A 24,968-nucleotide genomic window follows, 5' to 3' on the forward strand; every position below is an offset into this window, starting at 1 on the left:
CCTCCAGTATTCAGACAAAGCGGCAGGAGATGGAACCGAGCATGTCGTAGTCGACATGGAAGGTATCGCCCGGATTCGCCGCCACCGGGCGGGTGAAGGAGCCGCCGAGGATGATCTGGCCCGGTTGCAAGGTGACGTCGTACGGCGCCAGTTTGTTCGCCAGCCACGCCACGCCCTTGGCCGGGTGGTTGAGCACGGCAGCCGACACCCCGGACTCCTCGATCACCCCGTTGCGGTACAGCACAGCGGGCACCTTGCGCAGGTCGATCTCGGTGGGGCGCACGGCGCGGCCGCCCATCACCACGCCGGCGTTGGCGGCGTTGTCGGAAATCGTGTCGAACACCTTGCGCGTGGCGTTGGTGTGCGGATCGATCTGTTGGATGCGGGCGTCGATGATTTCCAGGGCCGGGATCACCCATTCAGTGGCGTCCAATACATCGAAGATCGTGCAGTTCGGCCCCTTGAGCGGCTTGCCGAGGATGAACGCCAGCTCCACTTCCACCCTTGGCACGATGAAGCGCTCGAACGGGATGTCGGTGCCTTCGTCGAAGAACATGTCATCGAGCAGGGCGCCGTAATCCGGCTCGGTGATGTTCGACGACACCTGCATCGCCCGGGAGGTGAGACCGATCTTGTGCCCGACCAGCTTGCGCCCGTCCTTGATTTTCTGGGCCACCCAGGCGCGCTGGATGGCATAGGCATCGTCAATCGTGATGTTCGGGTGTTCCAGGGAAAACTGGCGCACCTGTTCACGGGAACGCTCGGCCTGGTCGAGTCGGGTGGCGGCTTGCTGGATTTGGGCTTGATCAAGCATGACAAACTCTCTACTGGGGATTGACGATGGCAGCGTGGGTGCGCAGCACCAGCAGGCCGCCGAGGGCGATAAGCAGCGCCAGCACATACAGGGCCAGGCTTGCGCTTTGGGTGGTGTCGCGCATCCAGCCGATCAGGTAGGGCGCGAGGAACGAAGCGATGCTGCCGAACGAGCTGATCAACGCGATGCCGGCCGCCTGGGTGCTGTTGGACAGGAACGCCGGCGGCAGTTGCCAGAACATCGGCAGCGCAGCGCTGGCGCCCATGCCTGCCAGGATCAGGCCGCCCAGCACCAGGGTCGGGTTGGTGGGGGAGAGCCCGGCCACGGCGATGCCGATGGCCGACATCAGCAACGGCACGCACAAGTGCCAGCGGCGTTCGCGGTTGCGGTCGGATGAACGCCCGCAGCCGATCATGAAGAAGCACCCGGCCAGGTACGGCACGGCGCTCAGCAGGCCCACCTGGCTATCGCGGCCGATACCGGCACCGTGAATCAGGGTGGGCATCCAGAACGCCAGGGTATTCACCGCGAGCATTACCGCGAAGTACACCGCCACTAGCAGCCACACCTGCGGATCACGCAGGATGCCGCCGAAGGAGGTGATGGATTTGCGCTGTTCTTCACTGCTCAGTTGCTCGCGCAGCTGTTGCTTTTGCGCCGGTTCCAGCCACTTCACGGTTTCGAAGCTGTCCGGCAGGTATTTCAGAACCACCAGACCGAGCAGCACCACCGGCGCGCCTTCGATCAGGAACATCCACTGCCAGCCGCGCAGCCCGCCGAAATCATGGAAGTGCTCCAGGATCGCACCGGACAACGGCCCGCCGACCACACCGGCCATGGGCACCGCAATCGCAAACAGCGCGGTGACTTGCGCCCGGCGCCGGGCCGGGTACCAGCGGTTGAGAAACACCAGGATCCCCGGGAAGAAGCCGGCTTCGGCCACCCCGAGCAAAAAGCGCAGCACGTAGAAGCCGGTGGAGCTTTCGATCCACAGCATGCTTGTGGACAGCACGCCCCACACCACCATCAGGCAGGCGATCCAGCGCCGTGGGCCGACCCGGTCCAGGGCCATGTTGCTCGGCACGCCGAACAGCGCGTAGGCGATAAAAAACAGGCCGGCACCGAGGCCGTACACCGTGTCGCTGAAATGCAGGTCGGTACTCATCTGCATCTTGGCGAAGCCGATGTTGATCCGGTCCAGATGGGCAAACAGGTAGCAGATCAGCAGCAATGGCATCAGTCGCCAGGTGACGATGCTGTGGGTGCGCTGATGTTCGATCAGGGTGGTGCTGTCGGCGGTATTGGCTGTGCTCATGATGTTGTTCTTTTTTGTTTGAGTGGCCATGGGCGGAAAGGTGGGCTGTGGTCAGCCCGCCTGGTTCTTCAGGAATGCGTGCACGTTGTTCTGCTTGAAATTCAGCTCGGGGTGCAGTTCGATCATCTCGAACGACAACGCCAGCAGCCGTTGGGATTGCAGCTCGGCGAAGTGTTCGGTGATGACCTTGAACAGGGCTTCGGCCACCGTCTTGCGGGTTTCCAGGTCGCGCCCGTGGCCGACCTTGAGGGTCATGTGGACGAAGGCGTAGTCATGCTTGCCGTCGGCCATGCGCCAAGTGTCCAGGCGCACCCCGCGACTGCGAATGCCCCCCAGGGGAAACACGCCGCTGTCCCCCAGCACGGCGTGAACCTGCTCGAACAGGGCCGGCAGGTTGGCTTGCTGCTCGATGTTGTCGGTGTATTCGGCGATGAAGTGCGGCATGTGCGGCTCCCGGATCAGAGGGGAAAAATGGCATTGATCTGCCCGGTGCCCGAGCTGCCGAACGGCTGGGTGATGATCTCGGCCGGCTGGTTGTAGTCCGGCCCGCCCAGCAGTCCCAGGAGCATCGCGGTGTCGTGCATCTTGCCTTCGCCGAAGCAGTGTTCGGCGTAGTCCGGCAGCATCGCGCAGAACTCCTTGAAGCGGCCTTGCTTCCACATCTCCACCACGTGCAGGTCCATCTGTTTGTCGAATTCACGGGTCCAGTTGTGGATGTTGGCTTCGGCTTCGCGGTCGTCCGAGAAGCGGTGGGAGAGGGAACCCGAGGCCAGCACCAGGACTTTGCGGTCGCTTTTCTCGATCGCCCGGCGCACGGCGGCGCCAAACGCGAAGCTGTCTTCCAGCCGGTGCCAGGCGCACCAGGCGGCGATGGAGATCACGTCGAACTTCTGCGCGTCCGGCACGCCCATGTGCATGTAGCGCATCGGCACCAGGGTGCCGTATTCCAGCTCCAGGCTCGGGATGTTGTGGGCCATGGTGCGCACGCCGGCCAGGTTGGCCTCGGCGGCGATCAACTCGCCCAGCTCCGGGCAGCCCGGGTACTCGTACTCCATGTTCTTGATGAAGTGCGGCAGTTCGTTGCTGGTGTAGGTGCCCTTGAAATGCTCGCCGCAGTTGACGTGATAGCCGCTGTTGACCAGCCAGTGCACGTCGAACACCACGGCGGTGTCGGCCCCCAGTTCACGGGCGCGCCGCCCGATTTCCTTGTGCCCGGCGATGGCTGCTTCGCGGCAACCGTGGTGCTTGCCGGGCAGTTCCGACAGGTACATCGAGGGGACGTGGCAGATCTTCGCTGCCAGAACCACTTCGCCCATGATCATTCTCCTGAGTATTTGTTCTTTTGTAGGAGCGAGCTTGCTCGCGAAAAACGTCAACGATAACGCAGCACTTCTGTTAGCCCGCGGCGCCTGCGGGTTCTTCGCGAGCAAGCTCGCTCCTACAGGTAGCGTTGTTATATCCGGGTTACACACCCCAGCGCGGGATGTGGTGACTGCCCATGGAAATGCACACGTTCTTGATCTCGGCAAACACTTCGAAGCTGTACTGGCCGCCTTCACGGCCGGTGCCGGAACCTTTTACTCCACCGAATGGCTGGCGCAAGTCCCGCACGTTCTGGCTGTTGATGAACACCATGCCGGCTTCGATGCCGTAGGCCAGACGATGCGCCTTGCCGATATCCTGGGTCCAGATATAGGACGCCAGGCCGTACTCGGTGTCGTTGGCCAGTTGCAGCGCTTCGGCTTCGTCCTTGAAGGGGATCAGGCACACCACCGGGCCGAAGATCTCTTCCTGGGCGATGCGCATCTGGTTGTTCACATCGGCAAACACCGTGGGCTGGATAAACTGCCCGCGGCTCAAGTGCGCCGGCAGGTTGGCCGGGCGTTCCAGGCCGCCGGCCAGCAGGGTGGCGCCTTCTTCGAGGCCAATCTTGATGTAGCCGGTGACCTTGTCATAGTGAGCCTGGGTGATCATCGAGCCGACCTGGGTCTTCGGGTCCTGCGGGTCGCCGACGATCAGGCGCTTGGCGCGGGCGGCAAATTCGGCGACGAATTGCGGGTACACGCTCTCCTGAATGAAGATCCGGCTGCCGGCGGTGCAGCGTTCACCGTTGAGCGAGAAGATGGTGAACAGTGCCGCGTCGAGGGCGCGTTCCAGGTCGGCATCTTCAAAGATCAGCACCGGCGACTTGCCGCCCAGTTCCATGGAGTACTTTTTCAGGCCAGCGGTCTGCATGATTTTCTTGCCGGTGGCGGTACCGCCGGTGAAGGAAATCGCTCGCACGTCCGGGTGGCGCACCAGTGCATCACCGGCGGTGGCGCCGTAGCCCTGGATTACGTTCAGCACGCCGTTGGGAATCCCGGCTTCGACCGCCAGGCGTCCCAGTTCATTGGCCGTCAGCGGCGACAGCTCGGACATTTTCAGCACCGCGGTATTGCCCAGCGCCAGGCACGGCGCAGTCTTCCAGGTGGCGGTCATGAACGGCACGTTCCATGGCGACACCAATGCGCACACACCCACCGGCTGGTACAGGGTGTAGTTGAGCATCTGGTCGTCCACCGGGTAACTGTGGCCATCCATGCGGGTGCAGACTTCGGCGAAGAAGTCGAAGTTGTGGGAGGCCCGTGGAATCAACACGTTCCTGGTCTGGTGGATCGGCAGGCCGGTGTCGAGGGTTTCCAGCTCGGCCAGGTGCGGCACGTTCTGTTCGATCAGCTCACCGAGCTTGCGCATCAAGCGGGCACGTTCCTTGGCCGGTGTGCCTGCCCACTTCGGAAAGGCTTCCTTGGCTGCCGCTACCGCTTGCGCTACTTCCTCGGCGCCGCCGCTGGCCACTTCACCGATGGCTTCGCCGGTGGCCGGGTTGTAGTTGATGAAGGTGTCTTTGCTTTCGACCTCACGGCCGTTGATCCAGTGTTTGATCATGTTGCTCAAGCCTCTTTCCGGGCGGAGAAGAATTCCGCCTCGCTGACAATTCGATTGACCAGGCGGCCTACGCCTTCCACTTCCACGATCACTTCATCCCCCGGCACCACATCCGCCAGGCCTTCCGGGGTGCCGGTGGCGATCATGTCGCCGGGCTGCAGGGTCATGAAGCTGGACAGGTATTCGATCAAATACGGGATGTCGAAAATCATGTCTTTCGTGCTGCCTTCCTGGCGCAGTTCACCGTTGATCCAGGTGCGCAGCTTCAGGTTGCTTGGGTCCGGTACGTCGGCGACATCCACGATCCATGGGCCCACAGGCGTGGTGGCGTCGCGGTTTTTCACCCGCAGGTTGGGGCGGTAGTAGTTTTCCAGGTAGTCGCGGATCGCGTAGTCGTTGCACACCGTGTAGCCGGCCAGATACTCCAGGGCGTTCTCGCGCTTGACGTTGCGCGCCGGCTTGCCGATGACCGCCACCAGCTCGCACTCGTAGTGCATGTAGGCGACGTTGTCCGGGCGCCAGGTCACCTGGTTGTGGCCGGTGTAGGTGCCGGGAGACTTGATGAACGCCAGCGGTTCGGTCGGCGGCTTGAAGGCCAGTTCGGCGGCGTGGTCGGCGTAGTTCAGGCCCAGGGCAAACATGCTCCCGTTGGCCGGTGGCAGCCATTCGACCTGGTCTTCAGCCAGCAGGCGACCGTCGGCCAGGCGCACGGCGTTCTGTGCCTCTACCAGAACCTGGTGCACGGCACCTTCAAAGCGAATACGCGCGTGTTTCATGACAGCTCCTCTGCCTTGATGTGGTTGACCAGGCGACCCAGGCCGCTGATCTCGACTTCAACCGTGTCGCCGGGATGCACATCCACACGGCCTTCGGGCGTGCCGGTGATCAGCACATCGCCCTCGTGCAGGGTCATGAACTCGCTGATCTCGGCGATCAACTGCGGGAGGCTGCGCACGAAGTTGGCGGTGGAGTTTTGCTGGCGCAGTTCACCGTTGACGAACAACTTCACGCTCAATTGATGCGGATTGGCGACCTGGTCGCGGGCCACCAGTTCCGGACCCAAGGCGCAGAAACCGTCCCGGCACTTGGCTTTCACCGCAGGGCGGTAGTAGCTGTCTTCCGGCAGGCTGAACTCATTGATGATGGTGTAGCCGGCCACATGCTCCAGGGCGTTTTCGACGCTGACACGGCTGGCGGTCTTGCCAATCACCACCCCGAGGGCCGGGCCCGGTTGCAGGCGTTCACCCTGAGGGTGCAGCACTACGCCGTCGTGGCCGTTGCGGGTGTTGGGCGTCTTGATGAACAGCACCGGCTTCACCGGTGGTTTCTGGTAAGGCGCTTGTTCGAATTCGGCGAGACGTTGGTTCAGCAACCCCTGGTAGTTCAGCGCAACGCCGAACAGGGTGCCGTTCGCAACATCATGCAGGGCACGGCTCATGCTTTTCTCCTGGCAGTAGCGGGGCAGATTCGGGCCTGCTCCGTGGGATATTCGTTAACCTGTTAACGTTGTAATTAAGATGTTAACTATCGTCAAGCGTGGCAATATTTCAGGGCACTCAAAACAACAAAGAGAATGCAGTGATGAGCGATCGTCAGCCGATCCCCAACATCAACATCGGGCAGGTCTACGACCAGCGTTACAGCGATGCCGAGGTGCATTACGACCGGCTCGGCAACCTGGCCGGATTTTTTGGCCGGAACATGCCGGTGCATCGCCATGACCGGTTTTTCCAGGTGCATTACGTCAAGACCGGAGCGGTGCGGGTCTATCTGGACGACCAGCAGTACCTCGAATCCGGGCCGATGTTTTTCCTCACGCCGCCGACGGTGGCGCATTCCTTCGTCACCGAAGCCGACGCCGACGGCCATGTGCTGACCGTGCGCCAGCAACTGGTGTGGGCCTTGATTGACGCCGACCCGAGCCTGGCCCCCGGCGCGCAATTGCCGGCGGCCTGTGTGGCGTTGGCGCGCCTGGCGCCGGAGTTTCAGCCCGAAGCGCGCCGCCTGGAATTCCTGTTTGATGAGCTGTGCAGTGAGATCAACGCCCAGGCCAGCGGGCGCAGTTCGGCGCTGGACAGCCTGACGCGCCTGATCATGATCAGCCTGCTGCGGCTCTGCGCCAATTCCCTGGAAGCCCGGCCTGCACGCCACGAAGACCTGCGGATCTTCCACCGCTTCAACGAACTGATCGAAGACCACTACCTGCAACACTGGCCGCTGTCGCGTTATGCCGACGGTATCGGCGTCACTGAAGCGCGGCTCAACGAGGTGTGTCGGCGGATCGCCGACCTGCCCTCGAAACGCCTGATCCTCGAACGGCTGATGCAGGAAGCCCGGCGCCTGTTGCTGTTCACCGGCAACTCGGCGAATGAAATCTGCTACCAGCTGGGGTTCAAGGACCCGGCGTATTTCAGCCGGTTCTTCCAGCGCTACGCGCAAATGACGCCGGGGGAATACCGCCAGCGCCAATCGGGGTTGCGTTGAGGCGCCCGGCGTTACCACAGGGCCACGGTGTAGCCGATGATTACCCGGCTTTCGTCGATGTCGCTGGTCAGGCCGTTGCTTGAGCGCAGGGTGGCGTTGCGCAGGCGCACGTTGACGTTCTTCAGCGGGCCGCTCTGCACGGTGTAGACCAAGTCGGTGTCGCGCTCCCATTCCCGGCCGTTGCGCACCGTGGCGGCTTGCGCGTGGCTGCCGTCGACGTAGCGGGTCATGAAGGTCAGGCCCGGCAGGCCGAGGGCGGCGAAGTTGTAGTCGTAGCGTGCCTGCCACGCGTCGGTGTTGGCCTTGGTGAAGATATTGATGGTCACCAGGTTGACCGAGTACGGGTCTTGCCCCGGGAAGGCAAAGTCGCCGTCACCGGAAAGGCTCTGAAAGCCCAGGCCGAATTTGTGTGCGCCCACCGACAGGCTGAACATGCCGTTGAAAAAGCGGTTGTCGATCCGGCCGCCGTCCACGCGGGTAGGGCTGCGCAATAGCGTGCTGCCTTGCTCGCGGGTGTCGAAGTAGCGCAGGTCGCTGCGCAGGTTGACGCCTTGGGCCAGCGGCAGGTCATGCACCAGGCCGATGAAATTCTGGCGGTAGATGTCCTGCATCTGCGCGTAGTAATAAGTCGCCGCCAGGTGCGGATTGATTGCGTAGGTGCCGCCGGCCAGGTCCAGGTGGCTGCTGGTGACGCCGCCGTAGCTCATGGATTCGTTGTTGGAGGAGTCCCGCAGGTTCTGCTTTTCCAGGCGGCCGACGTTCAACGTCAGGCCGTCGATGTCCTGGGAGGTCACCAGTTCACCGTTGTAGGTCGACGGCAGCAGCCGGGTGTCGTTGTAGGCGGCCACCGGTAAAACCGGTTGCAGGGTGCCGAGCTTGAGCACGGTTTTCGACAGGCGCAATTTGGCGGTCAGGCCGAGTTCGCTGTAGCTGTCGGCCGGCTCGCCGCTGGCGCCAGACGGCAATAACCCGGTGCCACGGCGGTCGCGGCTGGAATCGAGTTTCAAGCCCATTTCACCCAAGGCATCCACGCCAAAACCGACCACGCCTTCGGTGTAGCCCGACTCCAGGCGCAGCACAAAACCTTGCGCCCATTCGTCCGCTTTGTTCTGCGGCGCGTGGGCCTGGCGAAAGTCGCGGTTCATGTAGAAATTGCGCAGGTCCAGGCTGGCTTTGCTGTCCTGGATGAAGTCGGCGTGGGCGACCAGAGGGGTAAACGCGGCGCACAGGCCAGCGCTTGCCGCCGTGCGGAAGAGGCACGAATGCATGAGGGGCGTTCCTTTTGTTGTTTTTGTTGGTATGCGCCCTCTGCTAGGTCAGGGGCGGCATATTGTTAACATGTTATCTATAGGCTGAATAGCTGGATTGGCAGGTTTTTTAAAAATCGTTTACAGATTAATGATTTGTTCCCTGCCTCGGGTTGCATGCACACGGTGCCGACTCTAAGCTTCGACGCTTCGACCTCTACTGCGCGTGAACCATGCCCACCCCTAGACCGTCCCTTACGCTCACCTTGCTCCAGGCCCGCGAAGCGACCATGGCGTTCTTCCGGCCACTGCTCAATGAACATGACCTGACCGAACAGCAGTGGCGGGTGATCCGCATCCTGCGTCAGCAGGGCGAACTAGAGAGCCACCAACTGGCGCACCTCGCGTGCATTCTCAAGCCGAGCATGACCGGCGTGCTGGGCCGGCTGGAGCGTGACGGCATCGTGCGCCGGCGCAAATCCGCCGAAGACCAGCGCCGGGTGTTCGTCGCGCTGACCGAACAGGGCCAGCAGTGTTTTGTCGACATGAGCGCCGGGATGGAAAGCAACTACCAGAAGATTCAGGAACAGTTCGGCGAGGAATCCCTGGAGCAATTGATGGAGTTGCTCCAAAAGCTGAAAGGCATCAAACCGTAATATTCAAAAAAATTGGCTGAAGCCTGTCCCTTTTTTTCACGTGGCTGGTCATTCCAGATAAGTGAACAAAATCGAGAGCTTCTTCCAATGCCCGCAATCCGCCCGCTGCTGAATTTCAGCCTGATGCTGAGCCTGAGTGCCAGCCCGTTGTTCGTCCCCATCAGTTATGCCGAAGACGGCGCGTCCCGGCGCAGCTACCAGGTGCCAGCCGGCAGCCTGAGCGCCGCGCTGACCCGTTTCGCCGGCCTGGCCGGGGTCAACCTCTCGGTAGACCCGGCGCTGGTCAGCGGCCGTAACAGCAGCGGGTTGTCCGGCGAATACGGCGTCGAAGAAGGGTTTGCCCGCTTGCTGCAAGGCTCGGGCCTGCAACTGCAACCCATGGGCGAGCAGGCCTACATGCTGACCCCGATTCCGGAAGGTGGCAGCCTGCAACTGGCGCCCACCTCGATTCTTGGCACCGTCGGCGATGCCGGCAGCGAGTCATTCGCCGGTGGCCAGGTGGCACGCCGTGGCTCCCAGGGCCTGCTGGGCTCACGGGATTTCATGGAAACCCCGTTCAGCATGACCACCTACACCAGCGAGGCGGTCAAGAACCAGCAGGCGCGCACCCTCGGCGACCTGATCGCCAGCGACCCCTCGGTGCGCGCCACCAACCCGGCAGGCGGGCGCTATGAGCAATTCACCATTCGCGGCTTCAGCCTGTTCAACAGCGATGTCGCCTACAACGGCCTCTACGGCGTGCTGCCGACCTACACCATCGACATGGAAATGGCTGAGCGCGTCGACATCATCAAAGGCCCCAGCCAGTTGATCAACGGCATCTCGCCGCGGGGCAGCGTCGGCGGTGGGATCAACGTGGTGCCCAAGCGCGCTACCGACAAGCCCATCACCTCGTTTACCGGCAGTTGGGCCTCCGACAGCCAGGCGGGCGGGGCCGTGGACATAGGCCGGCGTTTTGGTGAAGACAATAAATTCGGCCTGCGTTTCAACGGCGTGAAGCAGTCCGGCGACACTGCCTGGGACGACCAGAGTGTCGACCGCGAAATGGCCGTGCTGGGCCTGGATTTTCGCGGTGAACGCCTGCGCCTCTCCACCGACATCGGCCGCACCGAGCGCGACACCGACGCCCCGCAAGAGCGCGTGCAAGTTGGCCCCAATGCCAAGGTGCCGAGTGCCAACGACGTGCGTCACAACTACGCGCAACCCTGGAGCAAGGCGAGCACCAATGACACCTTCGGCACGGTCAACGGAGAGTTCGATCTCAGTGACAACGTGATGCTCTATGGCGGCGTCGGCGCGCGCAAAAGTAACCACGACTTCCTGCGCCATGCCGTGTCGGTGACCAACAATGCCGGTGACTTCAGCGTGCAGCCCCGCGACTTCACCCGCGACGAAAACGTGCGCACCGCCACGGCGGGCGTGCGCAACTGGTTCCATACCGGCCCGGTGAGCCATGAGGTCAACCTGGCAGCCAGCTACTTCTACATGGACTTCGAAAACGGCGGCGCGCGCTATGCCGCAGCCCCGAGCAATCTCTACAACCCGGTGGAAACACCTACGCCAAGCCGGCCAACGCGATTTGACTCGAAGGTCTACACCGAAAACCGCTTCAGCGGCGTGGCGTTGTCCGACACCCTGGGCTTATTCGATGATCGGCTGCTGCTGACCCTCGGCGCACGCTGGCAGCGGGTCAAGGTGGACGACTGGACCGATAACGTCAAAGGCGACACCGCCTACGACGAGGAAAAAATTTCACCGTCGGGCGGCATCCTGTTCAAGGCCACCGACAAGCTCTCGCTGTACGCCAACTACATGGAAGGCCTGAGCCAGGGCAAGATCGCGCCGTCGACCTCGATCAACGAGGATGAAATTTTCCCGCCCTTCATCAGCCGCCAGGTTGAAGTCGGTGCCAAGTACGACGCGGGGGCGTTCGCGGTCACCGCTGCGGTGTTCCGGATCAAGCAGCCAGCCTACGAGACCAACGCCACCACGCGGGTCTTCGGCCCCAACGGCAAGCGCCAGAACGACGGCGTCGAACTCAGCGTGTTCGGCGAACCGCTCAAGGGCTTCCGCCTGCTGGGCGGGGTGATGTACATCGACAGCGAATTGACTAATACCACCAACGGCACCTTCGACGGCAACCGCGCGCCGGCCACGCCCAAGTACAACGTCAACCTCGGCGCCGAGTGGGATGTGCCCACCGTTGAAGGCCTGACCCTGACCAGCCGCGGGATCTATTCCAGCTCGCAGTACCTGGACCAGTCCAACGTCAAGGAAATCGACGCCTGGACCCGCCTCGATGTGGGCGCACGCTACGCCTTCAAGGTCGACGACAAGCACATCACCCTGCGGGCCAATGTCGAGAACGTGGCCGACCGGCGCTACTGGAGTTCGGCCGGTGCCTCGGATGACAGCGAGCCGGGGTTGACCTTGTCGACGCCGCGCACTTACTTGCTGTCGGCCACCGTCGACTTCTGAGGAGGCTGCCACATAGCCTTCTGTACATCGATGGGCTTGGGCAGCAGGCGGTTCTGGTAAAACAGGTCCGCCGTCTGCTGCTGCGCCTGAATGATGTGCGCATCAATCGGCAGGATCGGCGATGGCGGCCGGTTATCGACATAATGTGCAATCACCCCGGCCGGCAAACCCATGAAGCGGGTCAGCACCTGCAGGCTGTCTTCACGCTGGCTGCGGGTCAGGGCTTCGGCGGCGCTCAGCTCATCGAGCAGGGCGTGGATGAAGGGACCATTGGCCTCGGCGTATGCACGGCGCGCGGTATAGATCGGCCCAGACAGGTTCAAGCCTTCGCCATTGGCGAGCACGCGGCTGGGGCTTTGGCTCAGGGCCAGTGACGAGTAGGGTTCCCAGATCGCCCAGGCGTCGACACTGCCTTGCTCGAAGGCGGCGCGGGCATCGGCCGGTGGCAGGTAAACCGGCTGGATGTCCTTGTAGCTCAGGCCGGCGTTGTTCAAAGCCCGCAGGATCAGGTTGTGAGAGCTGGAGCCTTTCTGGAAGGCGACTTTCTTGCCCTTGAGGTCGGCGATGCCGTGCAGTGTGCTGTCGGCCTGCACCAGGATGGTTTCCGCCGTCGGCTTGGGCGGTTCAGCGCCGATGTAGACGAGGTCGGCCCCCGCCGCCTGGGCGAACAGGGGCGGGATATCACCGGTGGATGCCACGTCCAGGGCGCCCACGTTCAAGGCCTCGAGCATCTGCGGGCCAGCGGGGAATTCGATCCATTGCACTTGGGTCTGGTCGAAGCGTTTTTCCAGCAGGCCATGCTCCTTGGCGAGCACCAGGGCGATCGAGCCTTTCTGGTAGCCGATCCTCAGGCTGGCCGGATCGGCAGCCATCGCGGTTTGAGTCAGGGCCAACAGCGCAAACAACAATGCAGACATTCTCATGCCGATTGCTCCGCAAAGCGATTGGCCGGCCGTGCCAATCCCAGGTTTTCACGCAGGGTGGTGCCGGCGTATTCGCTGCGGAACAGCCCGCGCCGTTGCAGTTCCGGCACCACCCCTTGGGCGAAATCTTCCAGCCCGCCCGGCAGGTGCGGCACCAGCACATTGAAGCCATCGGCGGCGCCATTCTCGAACCAGTGCTGCAGTTCATCGGCGATCTGCGCGGGCGTGCCGATCAGGCTGTAGTGCCCGCGGCCACCGGCGATGCGTCGGCCCAGTTGCGCCAGGCTCAGCTGTTCGCGGCCTGCCAGTTCGGTCAGCAGTTGCTGGCGACTGCGCTGGCCGCTGTCGGTCAATGGCAGCTCTGGCAGCGGGCCGTCCAGCGGGTAGCCGGACAAGTCGAAATTACCCAGCATGCGCCCCAGCAATGCGACACCCACCTGCGGTTCGACCAACTGCTGGAAGGCCTCGAATTTGTCCCGGGCTTCAGTTTCTGTCTGCCCGACCACCACAAATACCCCCGGCATGATCTTCAGCGCATCCGGTTCCCGCCCGTATTGCGCCAGGCGACCCTTGAGGTCGGCATAGAACGCCTGGGCGTTGGCCAATGATGTCTGGGCGGTGAACACCACTTCGGCGGTTTGTGCCGCCAGTTCGCGGCCGGCCTCGGAAGAGCCGGCCTGGACAATCACCGGTTGGCCTTGAGGCGAGCGCGCCACGTTCAGCGGACCTTTCACACGAAAGTGTTCGCCGACATGCCCGAGTACATGCAGTTTCGCCGGGTCGTAGTAGCTGCCGCTGGCCTTGTCGCGCACAAAGGCATCGTCTTCCCAGCTGTCCCACAGCCCCGTCACCACCTGGTGAAACTCCCGGGCACGGCTGTAGCGTTCGCCGTGGCCGAGGTGTTCGTCGCGGCCAAAATTCTGTGCTTCGGCGGCGTTGTCCGAGGTCACCAGGTTCCAGCCTGCACGCCCGCCGGACAGGTGATCCAGTGAGGCGAACTTGCGGGCCACATGGTACGGCTCGTTGTAGCTGGTGGTGGCCGTGGCGATCAGGCCGATGTGTTCAGTCACCGCGCTCAATGCCGACAGCAACGTCAGTGGCTCGAAGTGATCCGAGCGCGCCATGCGGCTGGCAATCTCCCCGGTGGCGGCGGCAATGCTGTCGGCCACGAACAAGGCGTCGAATTTTGCCGCCTCGGCAATCTGCGCCAGGCGCTTGTAGTGGGCGAAATCCAGCCCGGCATTGGCCGGCACTTCGGGATGGCGCCAGGCAGCGACGTGGTGCCCGGTGGCCATCAGGAAAGCGCCGAGTTTCAGTTGACGGGGCATGCTTAGAAATCCTTGCGCAGTTGCACGCCGAAGTAACGTTCATCGTCACGGGGCACGGCGCGGTAAATGTAGCTGCCGCCACTGGCCAGCAGCGGTGAATAGGACTTGTCGGTGAGGTTCTTCGCCAGCAGGGCTACGCGCCAGCCGTTGCTGTAGTCGGCCAGGGCGACGCTGGCGTTCCAGATACCGTAGGCGCCTTGCTGGGTGTCGACGTTCTGGCTGATGTCGTACTGCACTTCGCTCTGCCAGCTGTAGTCGGTACCCAGTTCGATATCCAGGCCGTTGTCCAGCGGGATGCTGTAGTCGGCGCGCACGTAGCTTTTCCAGTCCGGGCTGAAGGGCAGCGGCTTGCCGTTGACGTTGCAGGACGCCGCCGCGCCAGGCGGGCAGGCGAACTCATCGATGCGGGCCCGGGTGTAGGCCAGCGCGCCAGAGAGTTTGAGTTGTTGGGTGGCCTGCAAGGCGTAGTCGAGTTCGACGCCTTCGGTGCTGACGCTGCCGGCGTTGATCAGGCGCGTCACCACTTGCCCGGCGACGGTGTCGAAGAAGTTCGCCTGGTAGTTGTCGTAGTCGCTGTGGAAGATCGCCAGGTTGGTGGTCAGGCGGTTGTTCCAGCTGGTGGCCTTGATCCCGACTTCCCAGGTGTTGGAGGTTTCCGGTTTCAGCGCGTCGGTGTCCCGTGGCTGCATGTTGAAGAACACATTGTAGGCCGGGCCTTTGTAGCCGCGGGAGTAGGTCAGGTAGCTGGTGACGGTGTCGCTCAGGTCGTATTGCACCCCCAGCCGGCCGGACCAGCCGTCTTCATCCACCGAGCCCGAACTGCTGGTGGCCGGTTGAATGCCGCTGACCGTGGTGGCCGAGGTGGACACGCGGCGGTGATCGTATTCCAGGTCGTCGTGGGTATAGCGCAGGCCGGCGATGCCACGGAAAGCCGAGGTGAAATTCAGCGTGGTCTCGCCGAACACCGCGTAGCTGTCGCTGGTGGTGCCGTAGTCGGCGATGCCGCGGTCGGTGCGCGTGGTGGTGGTCAGGGTGCGCTGGTAGGTTTCCTGGTCCTTGCCGTGCATGTAGAACAGGCCGCCGACGTATTCCAGGAATTCACCTTTGGGCGAGGCCAGGCGCAGCTCCTGGGAGTATTGGTCGAACGCCAGTTGGCCTTTGTCGGCGGTGCCGGGGAACGCGGCGGTCACGGTGCCCAGGCGGTCGCCGTCCTGGTACTGGGTGTTGTCCCAACCGCGCCAGGCGGTGATCGAGGTCAGGGTGTAGTCGCCGAGGTTCCAGTCCAGTTGGGCAGACAGGCCTTTGTTGGTGTCCTCCACGTGGCTGCGGGTGTCGGTGTTGATGTCGCGGTTGTCGCTGGAGCCGCGCACCGGGTTCAGTGCGTTGGCGAACGCCGGGGTCAGGGATTGGCTCACCACGCCATTCGGCGCGTCGTCGTGGGACTGCATGTAGTCGGCAATCAGGGTCAGTTTCACGTCGTCGTTGGGGGTGAACTCCAGTTTGCCGCGCACGCCCTGATGGTTGTAGCCGTTTACTTCCTGGCCGTTGTGCTTGTTGTCGACGTTGCCGTCGTAACTGCCGAACAGCCCGCTGATGGAGCCCTTCAGCGTGCCGGGAATCAGGCTGCCGCCCAGGCCGAAGCGGGTGCGGCTTTCATTGCCGCTGAAGTAGGACTGGTCGATGTAGCCGTGGGTCTCGGCCGTCGGCGCCTTGCTCGTGATATTCAGCACGCCGGCCGAGGCGTTCTTGCCGAACAGCGTGCCTTGGGGGCCGCGCAGGACTTCGACGCGTTCCAGGTCCAGCAGGTCCAAGGTGGCCTGGCCGGGGCGGGCGTGCACCACGCCGTCAATCACCGTCGCCACCGTGGGTTCAACCCCGGGCGAGGTGGAAATCGTGCCCACGCCCCGCACGAACAGCGACGTGTCCTTGTTCGACGCGCCGGTGCGGAAATTCAGCGAGGGTACTTGCTGCACGATACTGGCCACGCCGTTGCGATTGTCACGCTCCAGTTGCTCGCCATCGAGTACCGAAACCGCCACCGGGACTTTTTGCAGCGACTCTTCGCGGCGGGTGGCGGTGACCGTCACCGGCTTTAGGGTGGGTTCCTGCTCGTCGGCGGCGAATGCAGCGGGAACGGGCAGGGCGGCGAGCCCGGCGAGTAACCAGCCCAGATGGGCGCGGCGCCCGGTGGCGGTGCGTATGGATTGCGAAAGTTTTTGAGGTTGCCCCGGCTGTGTGTGCATGCTCTGACCGCTCGAAATGTGCCCTGAACCGCTGCCGTTCTGCGACGACAGCGCCGTTGAATCTGTCTTGGGCATTCGCTCGAGCGAGTAGCAGACAAAATGCTTTGGTAGCGCTAACATCGGCATTATTGGTAGGTGTGACATAGAGCGTCAAATACTAAAAAATTAGTTTTATATTCTTTTAGGTTTCTAACAGGATCGTCCCTTGAGCGAAGACAAACCCCGGAAACGCCGTGGCGCCGGCCGCGTCACCTTGAACACCGTGGCACGCCAGGCCGGTGTTTCAGCGATTACCGTGTCGCGCTATTTCAACCAGCCGGAGCAGGTCTCGCCCGAACGCCGCGAACGCATCGCGGCAGTGGTCGCCGAGCTGGGATACGTGCCCAATCTGGTAGCGGGTGGGTTGGCGTCAGCGCGAGGCCGGATCGTCGCCATGGTGATTCCGAATATCTCCGGGCCGATCTTCGCCAATACCATCCAGGGCTTCAGCGACACCCTCAGCCGCCACGGCTACCAACTGCTGCTGGCGTCCAGTTACTTCAGCGCCGAGCAGGAAGAAAATGCCGTGCGCGCGTTCCTCGGCTGGTCGCCAGCGGCATTGGTGCTCACCAGCCGCTTCCACAGCGCGGGCACCGAGAAGATGATCGCCGAGGCGGATATTCCGGTGGTTGAAACCTGGGATTACCAACCCGAGCGGGAGCCGTTGCAGATTGGCTTCTCCCATTACGAGGTGGGCGTGACCGCTGCGCGTTACCTGCATGGCAAGGGGTATCGGCGCATCGCCTTCGTACAGAACAGCGCGCCGGGGGACTTCAGTGCACTGGAACGCCGGGATGGCTACAGCGCGACCCTGCTTGAGCTGGGCATGCAGCCCTGGGTGTTCGCCCCGGACGCCGACCGCGCACCGTTTGAGGCGGGCAAGCAAGCCATGCACGTGTTGATGAGCGCCGCCACGCCGCCCGACGCAATCATCTTCGCCAATGACAACCTCGCCGCCGGTGGCTTGCTGGCGGGGCAACGGGCAGGGCTGAGAATCCCCGAGGATTGTGCGGTGCTCGGCTTTGGTGATTACCCGTTTGCCGAAATGCTTCTGCCGAGTCTCAGCACCATCAAGCCGCCCGCCCTGGAGATTGGGGTGCTGGCGGCGACGCGGGTGCTCGAAAGCCTGGGCGTGTTGCCGGTTGAGGACGAGGTGCAGCGCTTGAACCTGCTGGAATGCCGCTTGATCGATCGCGAGAGCGCCTGAGGTTTATTTGCGGCTCCGGGGCATTTTGGATACGGTGCAGGCCTGCCCAAAGGACCTGCCAATGACCGAACCACAACCCGCTGCCACGCCCAAATCCCGCCGTGCGCCCAAAGGTGAAAAACGCCGGGAAGAACTGTTGGACGCCGCGCTGCAGGTGTTTTCCCTCGAAGGCTACAGCGGCGCCTCGATGGCCCAGGTGGCGGCGATCGTCGGCATCTCGGTGGCCGGCCTGCTGCATCACTTTCCCAGCAAGATTTCGTTGTTGATGGGGGTGCTGCAACGCCGGGACGAGGTCAATCAGCGGATTGCCGATGAGGTTCGGGCCGAGAAGTCATTGTCCGGGTTGCTCGGCAGCCTGCGGGCGATCAACCGCTCCAACGCGACAGCGCCGGGGGTGGTGCGGGCTTTTACGATTCTGAATGCGGAAAGCCTGCTGGACACCCACCCGGCCTGGGGTTGGTTTCAGGAGCGCTATGCGGGCATTCATCGGCGCATGCACGGGCAGTTTGCAGACCTTGTGGCCATGGGCGAGGTGCGCGCCGATGTGGACATCGCCGGGCTGGTGGAAGAGATCCTGGCCATGATGGACGGCTTGCAGATCCAGTGGCTGCGCTTTCCCGATCAGGTGGACCTGGTGGCGCGTTTCGATACCTACATCGCGCGGGTCGATGCGGCCATACGCGCGTGAAGGTAGGAGCGAGCTTGCTCGCGAAGGACGTCAACGATAACGCGGGCATCCTGGATTAACGCGGTGTCTTTGCGTTTTTCGCGAGCAAGCTCGCTCCTACAGGTTTTTATCAGTTGCCGACAGCACTGCCCTGGCTGCTGTCATCCGAGGTGTCGTAGCCGTCACCGTCGCTGGTGTCGGACTCACCCTGGTTCTGATGCAGCACACCACCGGTCTTGACCGTTGGCAGCTCACGCAGCGTCGAGTTGAGCGCCGAGCGTGGCAGCGGGTTGCTGGTGGTGGTCGACAGTTCCTGGCGGAACGGGTTGACCAGCTTGGCGTTCAGGCGAATGTCCTGGGACGAGGCGCCCACCGACAGGTTGAAGCTGTCGGCGTCCACCACCCATTGCTTGCTCGCCACATCGAAGTACGCCAGTGAGCGGTCGTTGAGTTCGATGGTCACGCGCTTGCTCTCGCCCGGCTTGAGGAACACCTTCTTGTAGCCCTTGAGTTCCTTCAGTGCCCGTTCGACTTTCGGGTGGTTCTGGCCCACATACAGCTCGGCGACTTCAGCCCCCGCCACCTTGCCGGTGTTGCTCAGGTCGAACGATACCTTGATCGGCGCGCCCGCCACCGCGACACCGGGGGTCACGCTGATGTTGCTGTAGCCGAAGGTGGTGTACGACAGGCCGTAGCCGAACGGGTAGAGCGGCTTGATGCCTTTCTTCTCGTAGCCGCGATAACCCAGGAACAGGTCGTCCTTGTAGCTCATCTGCGTGAGGGTTTCCTGATTGTCGAATTTCGGGAAAGTCGCGTAGATCGGGTTGTCTTCAATGTTGCGTTCGATGCTGATGGGCAGCTTGGCCGACGGGTTGACCTTGCCCAGCAGAATCTCCGCCAGGGCCTGGCCGCCGTTCTGGCCCGGGTAGAACGCATGCAGCGCCGCCGGCACCTGGTCGATCCAGTCGCTCATCTTCAGCCCGGTGCCTCCGTGCAGGGTGACCACGGTATTCGGGTTGACCTTGGCAATGCTCTGGATCAGCAGGTTCTGATACTCCGGCAAATCGAAGCTGTGGTCGAAGCCTTCACCTTCGTACTCATTGCTGTTGCCCGCGGCCACCAGTACGGCGTCGTACTGGGCCAGGTCCTTGGGTGCCACCAGCGAGGCCCAGCTCATTTGCACGCCCACCAGCCCGCCCATGGTCGAGAGGTAGCCTTTGCGGCGCGAGTACTCAAGCTTGATGTCCACGGCCTTGCCGGCTTCAAGATTGACCTTGGCGAACACCGGAATCGTCGGCGGGATGCTGTTGTTGGGCAGTGGGTTGCCGTCGCCGTTGTCGAGGACTTTCTGGCCGTTGACGTACAGGCGCACGGCACCGTCGGCGCGGACCTTGAACACCTGTTCGCCGCTGACGGTCGGGGTGATCTGGCCGCTGTAGCGGATCGACGTGGCGGCAGTGTCGCCATTCACCGGCAGACTGTCGGTGGACCAGTCGAGGTCGACGTGGGTGTCGGTACGGGTGGCAGCCGGGTCACCGGACCAGTTGGCATTGCTGAAGAATTCAGTCTTCAAGCCCTTGACGCTATTGCCGTCGTTGTCGGTGTGGGTCCATTTGGACGTCGTCTGGTCCAGGGACAGCCCGTCGATGAACTCGACCTTGGCGTTCGGCGCCAGTTGCTGCAGGCCGCTCAGCTCACTGATGTAGTTGGCCGCCATCACGTTGGCGCTGCCGAACCCGGTAGGCGGTGCGTATTTGGCCAGGTTGCCGACCACGGCGATGCGCTTGACCTTCTTCGCATCCAGGGGGAGCAGGCTGTTCTGGTTTTTCAGCAGCACGATGCCTTCGCGGGCCGCATTCAGTGCCACGCGGTTGCTGGTGGCGCTGTTCATGTTGTGGCTGGTCAACGGTGCCTTGCTGTCGAATTTGTACAGGTAGATCTGCTTGAGGATGCGCCGCACCTTGTCATCGATGGTCGCGCTGGCGAGCTCGCCACTGTCCAGGAACGGCTTGAGCACCGTGCTGTTCATCTGGTAGCCCATCATGTCCAGGTCGGTACCGGCCTGTGCCGCCGGTAACCCGTTGACCACGGCGTTGTAGTCACTCTGCACGAAGCCCGGATAGCCCCATTCGGTCTTCAGGATGTCGTGCATCAGGTGCTTGTTCTCGCAGGCGAACTCACCGTTCACCTTCTGGAACGAACACATCATCATCGCCACTTTGCTGTTCTTCGAGGCGGACTCGAAGGGCGGCAGGGTCATTTCCCGCAGCACCCGTTCACTGATGGTTTCGTCGAGATGGAAGCGGTTGCTTTCCTGGTCGTTGGCGGCGAAATGCTTGGCGTTGGCCCACACCCCGCGCGACTGGATACCGTTGATCACCGCCGGCCCCAGGCTGGCGCCGAGGAACGGGTCTTCACCGGACAGGTACTCAAACGCCCGGCCACTGTAGGGCATGCGGTACAGGTTCACCCCTGGCCCGGTGACGAATTGATAACCGCCGCTGGCGGTGTCGTAACCCAGGGCCCTGCCCAGGTCGATGGCGCGGCGGGGGTTCCAGCTGGCCGCCAGGTTCGGGCCGGAGGGGTACACCACGCCCTGGTCATTGCCTTCGCTGGTGTAGCGCACGCCCACGCCACCGTCGGCGCCATGAATCTGCGGCACACCATACTGGGTCAGCGGCTTGACGTCCCAGCCACCGGTGCCGCCGATATAGGCGAGTTTTTCTTCCAGGGTCATCTTGGCCAGGGTCTTGTCCGCGGCCTTTTCGGCGCGGTTTACCCGGGCTTCATCCAAGGCAGGGCTGGTGGCCGCATGCACCTGGGACACGGCAAGTGCCAGCAGGGCGAACGCCGACTGCGCACCGATCATTTTGCGTTTACTCATGGGGCTCTCCGACAACTGATGATTGAAAGCTGGGCGGCGAGAAGTGCGTTTCGTTGTGCACGCTCGTCACTTTTTTACGGGCAATAGTTCACCTTTGTCGCAACTTTTGGCCGATGGCTAATTGCGATTACTGGGCGGATTCCGCTGTTTTAAAAGTGTAATAGTGGAACTAATTATTCTTGTGCGTAGTGTCTAGGCGATATCATGAGATGGCATTTTGAACCGCAAAAACGCCGTAATTAAGTCAATTCTTGCTATTAAATGTCAAACGAAAGCTAATTTTTGCGTCAAATAAGAAATATTTTCTTACGTCTTTGAACTAAGGCTAAACCTACCAGTCGATTGGTTTAATAAAATATGCACGATCATGGCTAACTAGTGGCGTTCGCCAGTAGTTCTAAATGGCCATGGTTTGAATAGGCTGTAATGCAAAGTGCTTTGGTGTAGGGTCTTGACCTTGTCAGGACAGCACCTGGGCGATTGATTGTTTTTAATCTGGAGAAAGTTGATGAAGATTTCCCTGTTGAGTGCCGGTGTTGTACTGGGCGTTGCACTAAGTGGTGCGGCCATGGCCGTCGAGTCGACGGACGCCGACGCCAAGTCCGGCGCCGCCGATTCCACCGTGATCACCCAGGCCCACGACGCCAAGGCGGCGAAGAAGCAGAAGGCCGAGACCACCAAGGGCGGCCGCCCGCTGGGCAACAGCCAGACGACTGCACCAAAAACCTCCAACTAAGGGGGGATGCACCTGTTCCTGGGCGCCTCACCTCGCGGGCGCCACGGAACAGGTTTTTTAACTAGCCCCTCAGATTTGTGCCGATGCCCCAGCCCATGTTGTCCACGCCCATCGATGCTTGCCGAATGCAGATTCCGGATACCGAACAGGTGTGCGCGTGGCTGATGCAACAGGCCGGTTTGAAAACCGTCGACCTGGAACGCGCCCGGCGGTTATCCCTGGAGTCCGACGACAACGGATTGCTCGGCCTGCTGACGCGCCTGGGGCTGGTTTCCGAAGTGGAACTGGCGCGGGCCTGGGCCGATTTGCTCGGCGCACCGTTGCTGCTGGCGGACGCCGCACCGCCCGTGCTCGACCCGCTGCCGGTGCTGACCGAACGCTTCATGCGCCATTACCAGGTGGTGCCGGTGGGCTGGAGCCACGGCGGGGTGCGAGTGTTGGCGGCCAACCCGGCGTTGCTGTATCCGTTCCAGGCCCTGGCGTATGCGTGCGGCGTGCCGGTGTGGTTGGCGGTCGGGCCGCGCAACGAAGTCGAAACCCTGATCGAGCGCTACTACGGCCAGGGCCGTTCGGCCATGGGCACCCTGATCGAAAACCTCGATGAACAAGGCGGCGCCCTGGAAGACATCGAACACCTCAAGGACATGGCCTCCGAGGCGCCGGTGATTCGCCTGGTCAACCTGATCCTGCAGCGGGCTGTGGAGCACCGTGCTTCGGACATCCATATTGAACCCTTCGAAAACCAGCTCAAGGTGCGCTACCGCATCGACGGTGTGCTGCATGAAGCCGAAGCGCCGCCGTCGAGTTCTTCGGCGGCGGTGATTTCCCGGGTCAAGATCATGGCGCGCCTCGACATTGCCGAGCGCCGCCTGCCGCAGGACGGTCGGATCATGTTGCGCATTCAGGGCAAGGAACTGGACCTGCGGGTGTCCACGGTGCCCACCAGTTTTGGTGAGTCGGTGGTGATGCGCCTGCTGGACCGCCAGACCGTGCAGTTCGATTTCCAGAGCCTGGGTTTTGATGGCCAGCGCCTGGAAACCTTTCTTGAAGTGCTCGAGCGGCCCCACGGCATCCTGCTGGTCACCGGCCCCACCGGCTCGGGTAAAACCACCACGCTCTATACCGCGCTTTCGCGGCTCAATACCGCCGAGCGCAAGATCATCACCGTCGAAGACCCGGTGGAATACCAACTGGAAGGCATCAACCAGATCCAGGTCAAGCCGGCCATCGGGCTGGACTTCGCCGGCGCGCTGCGCTCCATCGTGCGCCAGGACCCGGACGTGATCATGATCGGTGAGATCCGCGACCTCGAAACCTGCCGCATCGCCATCCAGTCCTCCCTGACCGGCCACCTGGTGCTCTCGACCCTGCACACCAACAGTGCCGCAGCGAGTATCACGCGCTTGCTGGACATGGGGGTGGAGAGTTACCTGATCGCCTCGACCGTCAATGGCATCCTCGCCCAGCGCCTGGTGCGCCGCCTCGACCCGGCGACCCGTGAGGCGTTCGAAGCGCCGCCGGAGTTGATCGAGGAACACGGCCTCGACCGCTTCACCGACCAGCGCCCGATCCTGCTTTACCGGCCTCGCGCCAACGCCCCCGGCGGCGGTTACCACGGCCGCAGTGCAATCACCGAATTGCTGGTGATGAATGACGAACTGCGCAGCTTGTTGATGCGCCAGGCCGACGCCGCGACCCTCGAACAGGCTGCCCGCCGTGGTGGCTTGCGCACCCTGCATGAAGAAGGTCTGCGCCAGGCGGTGGCCGGTGTCACGTCCCTTGAAGAAGTGCTGCGCGTCACCCGTGGAGAGGGCGCGTGAGCCTGTTCAAATACCGCGCCCTGGACAGCCAGGGCGTCGTGCAGAACGGCACCCTCGAAGCCAGGGACCAGGCCGCCGCCGTCGCCGCGCTGCACAAGCGTGGCCTGCTGCTGTTGCACATCGATGCCGCCGGTGCCCAAGGGCTGCGCAATGCCTTCGGGCGCGGCCAGTTGAATGGCGCGGCGCTGGTCAGCTTTACCCAGCAACTGGCCACGCTGCTGGGAGCGGGCCAACCGCTGGAACGCTCCCTGGGCATCCTGCTCAAGCAACCCGGCCAACCGCAGACCCGTGCGCTGATCGAGCGTATTCGCGAGCACGTCAAGGCGGGCAAGCCATTGTCGGCAGCGCTGGAAGAGGAGGGCAGCCAGTTTTCGCCGCTGTACCTCAGCATGGTCCGTGCCGGTGAGGCGGGCGGCGCGCTGGAGAACACCCTGCGCCAACTCAGCGACTACCTGGAACGCAGCCAGTTGTTAAGAGGCGAGGTGATCAACGCGTTGATCTATCCCGCTTTCCTGGTGGTGGGCGTGCTCGGCTCCCTGGCGCTGTTGCTGGCTTACGTGGTGCCGCAGTTCGTGCCGATCTTCAACGATCTGGGTGTGCCGATCCCGCTGATCACCGAAGTGATTCTGGGCCTTGGCCAATTCCTCGGCGCCTATGGCCTGGCGGTGCTCGCCGGGTTGATCGTGACGGTCTGGGCCCTGGCGGCACGCCTGCGCAACCCACGACACCGCGAACAGTACGACCGGCGCGTGCTGGGTATCCGCGTTATCGGCCCGCTGTTGCAGCGGGTCGAAGCCGCGCGCCTGGCCCGCACCCTCGGCACCTTGCTGAGCAACGGCGTGGCGCTGCTGCAAGCGCTGGTGATCGCCCGCCAGGTTTGCACCAACCGTGCCTTGCAGGCACAAGTGGCTCAGGCCGCCGAGTCGGTGAAAGGCGGCGGCACCCTGGCCAGTGCGTTTGGCAGCCAACCGCTGCTGCCGGACCTGGCCCTGCAAATGATTGAAGTCGGCGAACAGGCCGGTGAACTGGACAGCATGCTGCTCAAGGTCGCCGACGTGTTCGACGTCGAAGCCAAGCGCGGCATCGACCGCCTGCTCGCCGCCCTGGTGCCGTCCCTGACCGTGGTCATGGCGGTGCTGGTGGCGGTGATCATGCTGGCGATCATGCTGCCGCTGATGAGCCTGACCAGCAACCTATGAAAA

At 62.7% G+C, this 24,968-nt stretch carries 20 protein-coding genes; 8 read left to right on the top strand and 12 right to left on the bottom strand.

Annotated elements, in window-relative coordinates; genetic code table 11:
* Positions 1-10 precede the first annotated feature (10 nt).
* The 7 genes from hpaH to ACUN0G_RS10015 form a co-directional block, all read right to left on the bottom strand.
* A complete protein-coding gene (hpaH, locus tag ACUN0G_RS09985; protein ID WP_445573256.1) occupies positions 11-814 on the bottom strand; it encodes a 2-oxo-hept-4-ene-1,7-dioate hydratase in 804 nt (267 codons plus the stop codon).
* Between the two features lie 10 nt (positions 815-824).
* Positions 825-2,129, bottom strand: a complete 1,305-nt coding sequence (locus ACUN0G_RS09990; protein ID WP_063031555.1) for an MFS transporter — start codon at positions 2,127-2,129, stop codon at positions 825-827.
* Between the two features lie 51 nt (positions 2,130-2,180).
* A complete protein-coding gene (locus tag ACUN0G_RS09995; protein ID WP_177037362.1) occupies positions 2,181-2,573 on the bottom strand; it encodes a 5-carboxymethyl-2-hydroxymuconate Delta-isomerase in 393 nt (130 codons plus the stop codon).
* Between the two features lie 14 nt (positions 2,574-2,587).
* Positions 2,588-3,445, bottom strand: a complete 858-nt coding sequence (gene hpaD, locus ACUN0G_RS10000) for a 3,4-dihydroxyphenylacetate 2,3-dioxygenase (protein ID WP_003209884.1) — start codon at positions 3,443-3,445, stop codon at positions 2,588-2,590.
* A gap of 148 nt (positions 3,446-3,593) precedes the next feature.
* On the bottom strand, positions 3,594-5,054 hold the full coding sequence (gene hpaE / locus ACUN0G_RS10005) for a 5-carboxymethyl-2-hydroxymuconate semialdehyde dehydrogenase (RefSeq protein ID WP_201139891.1): 1,461 nt from the start codon (positions 5,052-5,054) through the stop codon (positions 3,594-3,596).
* Positions 5,055-5,059: 5 nt separating this feature from the next.
* The gene (locus tag ACUN0G_RS10010; protein WP_445573257.1) at positions 5,060-5,830 is read right to left on the bottom strand and encodes a fumarylacetoacetate hydrolase family protein; all 771 of its coding nucleotides are present in this window, start codon (positions 5,828-5,830) and stop codon (positions 5,060-5,062) included.
* Positions 5,827-6,492: a fumarylacetoacetate hydrolase family protein gene (locus tag ACUN0G_RS10015; protein WP_421525533.1), complete on the bottom strand. Its 666-nt coding sequence runs from the start codon at positions 6,490-6,492 to the stop codon at positions 5,827-5,829. The genes ACUN0G_RS10010 and ACUN0G_RS10015 overlap by 4 nt, the downstream gene beginning before the upstream one ends.
* Before the next feature lie 143 nt (positions 6,493-6,635).
* Here ACUN0G_RS10015 and hpaA point away from each other — a divergent pair, with 143 nt between their 5' ends.
* Positions 6,636-7,538, top strand: coding sequence for a 4-hydroxyphenylacetate catabolism regulatory protein HpaA (hpaA, locus tag ACUN0G_RS10020; RefSeq protein WP_445573258.1), 903 nt, complete (start codon positions 6,636-6,638; stop codon positions 7,536-7,538).
* A gap of 11 nt (positions 7,539-7,549) precedes the next feature.
* Here the strand turns inward: hpaA and ACUN0G_RS10025 are convergent, their stop codons facing one another.
* Positions 7,550-8,806, bottom strand: a complete 1,257-nt coding sequence (locus tag ACUN0G_RS10025) for an OprD family porin (RefSeq protein ID WP_445573259.1) — start codon at positions 8,804-8,806, stop codon at positions 7,550-7,552.
* Positions 8,807-9,018: 212 nt separating this feature from the next.
* On the opposite strand from ACUN0G_RS10025, the gene hpaR reads away from it, so the two are divergent.
* Both hpaR and ACUN0G_RS10035 read left to right on the top strand, forming a co-directional pair.
* Entirely contained in the window at positions 9,019-9,441 is a 423-nt protein-coding gene (hpaR, locus tag ACUN0G_RS10030) for a homoprotocatechuate degradation operon regulator HpaR (protein ID WP_010175430.1), read from the top strand.
* A gap of 87 nt (positions 9,442-9,528) precedes the next feature.
* Positions 9,529-11,919 carry a TonB-dependent siderophore receptor gene (locus ACUN0G_RS10035; RefSeq protein WP_445573260.1) on the top strand — a complete coding sequence of 797 codons (2,391 nt, stop codon included), beginning with the start codon at positions 9,529-9,531 and terminating at the stop codon, positions 11,917-11,919.
* Here ACUN0G_RS10035 and ACUN0G_RS10040 read toward each other — a convergent pair.
* From ACUN0G_RS10040 to ACUN0G_RS10050, 3 genes are read right to left on the bottom strand one after another with little or no spacing between them, the layout of a single operon-like run.
* Positions 11,889-12,842, bottom strand: coding sequence for a sulfonate ABC transporter substrate-binding protein (locus ACUN0G_RS10040; RefSeq protein ID WP_445573261.1), 954 nt, complete (start codon positions 12,840-12,842; stop codon positions 11,889-11,891). The genes ACUN0G_RS10035 and ACUN0G_RS10040 overlap by 31 nt on opposite strands.
* On the bottom strand, positions 12,839-14,170 hold the full coding sequence (locus tag ACUN0G_RS10045) for an LLM class flavin-dependent oxidoreductase (RefSeq protein ID WP_445573262.1): 1,332 nt from the start codon (positions 14,168-14,170) through the stop codon (positions 12,839-12,841). Before ACUN0G_RS10045 ends, ACUN0G_RS10040 begins: the two co-directional genes overlap by 4 nt.
* 2 nt (positions 14,171-14,172) lie before the next feature.
* On the bottom strand, positions 14,173-16,413 hold the full coding sequence (locus tag ACUN0G_RS10050; protein WP_445573263.1) for a TonB-dependent receptor: 2,241 nt from the start codon (positions 16,411-16,413) through the stop codon (positions 14,173-14,175).
* A gap of 205 nt (positions 16,414-16,618) precedes the next feature.
* Between ACUN0G_RS10050 and ACUN0G_RS10055 the strand changes: the two genes are divergently transcribed.
* Positions 16,619-17,659, top strand: coding sequence for a LacI family DNA-binding transcriptional regulator (locus ACUN0G_RS10055; protein ID WP_445573264.1), 1,041 nt, complete (start codon positions 16,619-16,621; stop codon positions 17,657-17,659).
* 61 nt (positions 17,660-17,720) lie between these two features.
* Positions 17,721-18,347, top strand: a complete 627-nt coding sequence (locus ACUN0G_RS10060; protein ID WP_017478961.1) for a TetR/AcrR family transcriptional regulator — start codon at positions 17,721-17,723, stop codon at positions 18,345-18,347.
* 109 nt (positions 18,348-18,456) lie between these two features.
* Here ACUN0G_RS10060 and ACUN0G_RS10065 read toward each other — a convergent pair whose 3' ends face one another.
* Positions 18,457-21,210 (bottom strand): beta-glucosidase, encoded by a 2,754-nt coding sequence (locus tag ACUN0G_RS10065; protein ID WP_421525541.1) that lies wholly within the window; start codon positions 21,208-21,210, stop codon positions 18,457-18,459.
* Between the two features lie 508 nt (positions 21,211-21,718).
* Here ACUN0G_RS10065 and ACUN0G_RS10070 point away from each other — a divergent pair.
* From ACUN0G_RS10070 to gspF, 3 genes are all read left to right on the top strand, one after another.
* Positions 21,719-21,946, top strand: coding sequence for a hypothetical protein (locus tag ACUN0G_RS10070; RefSeq protein WP_421525542.1), 228 nt, complete (start codon positions 21,719-21,721; stop codon positions 21,944-21,946).
* Positions 21,947-22,041: 95 nt separating this feature from the next.
* Positions 22,042-23,766 (top strand): type II secretion system ATPase GspE, encoded by a 1,725-nt coding sequence (gene gspE, locus ACUN0G_RS10075; RefSeq protein ID WP_258348808.1) that lies wholly within the window; start codon positions 22,042-22,044, stop codon positions 23,764-23,766.
* A complete protein-coding gene (gene gspF / locus ACUN0G_RS10080) occupies positions 23,763-24,965 on the top strand; it encodes a type II secretion system inner membrane protein GspF (RefSeq protein ID WP_226477903.1) in 1,203 nt (400 codons plus the stop codon). Before gspE ends, gspF begins: the two co-directional genes overlap by 4 nt.
* The last annotated feature ends 3 nt before the right edge of the window (positions 24,966-24,968 follow it).

It is taken from the genome of Pseudomonas sp. 32A (assembly GCF_052682255.1).

What these genes read in the sequence shown, in the direction of transcription:
- hpaH (WP_445573256.1), bottom strand. Translation starts at nt 814, where the DNA reads ATGCTTGATCAAGCCCAAATCCAGCAAGCCGCCACCCGACTCGACCAG.
- ACUN0G_RS09990 (WP_063031555.1), bottom strand. Translation starts at nt 2,129, where the DNA reads ATGAGCACAGCCAATACCGCCGACAGCACCACCCTGATCGAACATCAG.
- ACUN0G_RS09995 (WP_177037362.1), bottom strand. Translation starts at nt 2,573, where the DNA reads ATGCCGCACTTCATCGCCGAATACACCGACAACATCGAGCAGCAAGCC.
- hpaD (WP_003209884.1), bottom strand. Translation starts at nt 3,445, where the DNA reads ATGGGCGAAGTGGTTCTGGCAGCGAAGATCTGCCACGTCCCCTCGATG.
- hpaE (WP_201139891.1), bottom strand. Translation starts at nt 5,054, where the DNA reads ATGATCAAACACTGGATCAACGGCCGTGAGGTCGAAAGCAAAGACACC.
- ACUN0G_RS10010 (WP_445573257.1), bottom strand. Translation starts at nt 5,830, where the DNA reads ATGAAACACGCGCGTATTCGCTTTGAAGGTGCCGTGCACCAGGTTCTG.
- ACUN0G_RS10015 (WP_421525533.1), bottom strand. Translation starts at nt 6,492, where the DNA reads ATGAGCCGTGCCCTGCATGATGTTGCGAACGGCACCCTGTTCGGCGTT.
- hpaA (WP_445573258.1), top strand. Translation starts at nt 6,636, where the DNA reads ATGAGCGATCGTCAGCCGATCCCCAACATCAACATCGGGCAGGTCTAC.
- ACUN0G_RS10025 (WP_445573259.1), bottom strand. Translation starts at nt 8,806, where the DNA reads ATGCATTCGTGCCTCTTCCGCACGGCGGCAAGCGCTGGCCTGTGCGCC.
- hpaR (WP_010175430.1), top strand. Translation starts at nt 9,019, where the DNA reads ATGCCCACCCCTAGACCGTCCCTTACGCTCACCTTGCTCCAGGCCCGC.
- ACUN0G_RS10035 (WP_445573260.1), top strand. Translation starts at nt 9,529, where the DNA reads ATGCCCGCAATCCGCCCGCTGCTGAATTTCAGCCTGATGCTGAGCCTG.
- ACUN0G_RS10040 (WP_445573261.1), bottom strand. Translation starts at nt 12,842, where the DNA reads ATGAGAATGTCTGCATTGTTGTTTGCGCTGTTGGCCCTGACTCAAACC.
- ACUN0G_RS10045 (WP_445573262.1), bottom strand. Translation starts at nt 14,170, where the DNA reads ATGCCCCGTCAACTGAAACTCGGCGCTTTCCTGATGGCCACCGGGCAC.
- ACUN0G_RS10050 (WP_445573263.1), bottom strand. Translation starts at nt 16,413, where the DNA reads ATGCACACACAGCCGGGGCAACCTCAAAAACTTTCGCAATCCATACGC.
- ACUN0G_RS10060 (WP_017478961.1), top strand. Translation starts at nt 17,721, where the DNA reads ATGACCGAACCACAACCCGCTGCCACGCCCAAATCCCGCCGTGCGCCC.
- ACUN0G_RS10065 (WP_421525541.1), bottom strand. Translation starts at nt 21,210, where the DNA reads ATGAGTAAACGCAAAATGATCGGTGCGCAGTCGGCGTTCGCCCTGCTG.
- ACUN0G_RS10070 (WP_421525542.1), top strand. Translation starts at nt 21,719, where the DNA reads ATGAAGATTTCCCTGTTGAGTGCCGGTGTTGTACTGGGCGTTGCACTA.
- gspE (WP_258348808.1), top strand. Translation starts at nt 22,042, where the DNA reads ATGTTGTCCACGCCCATCGATGCTTGCCGAATGCAGATTCCGGATACC.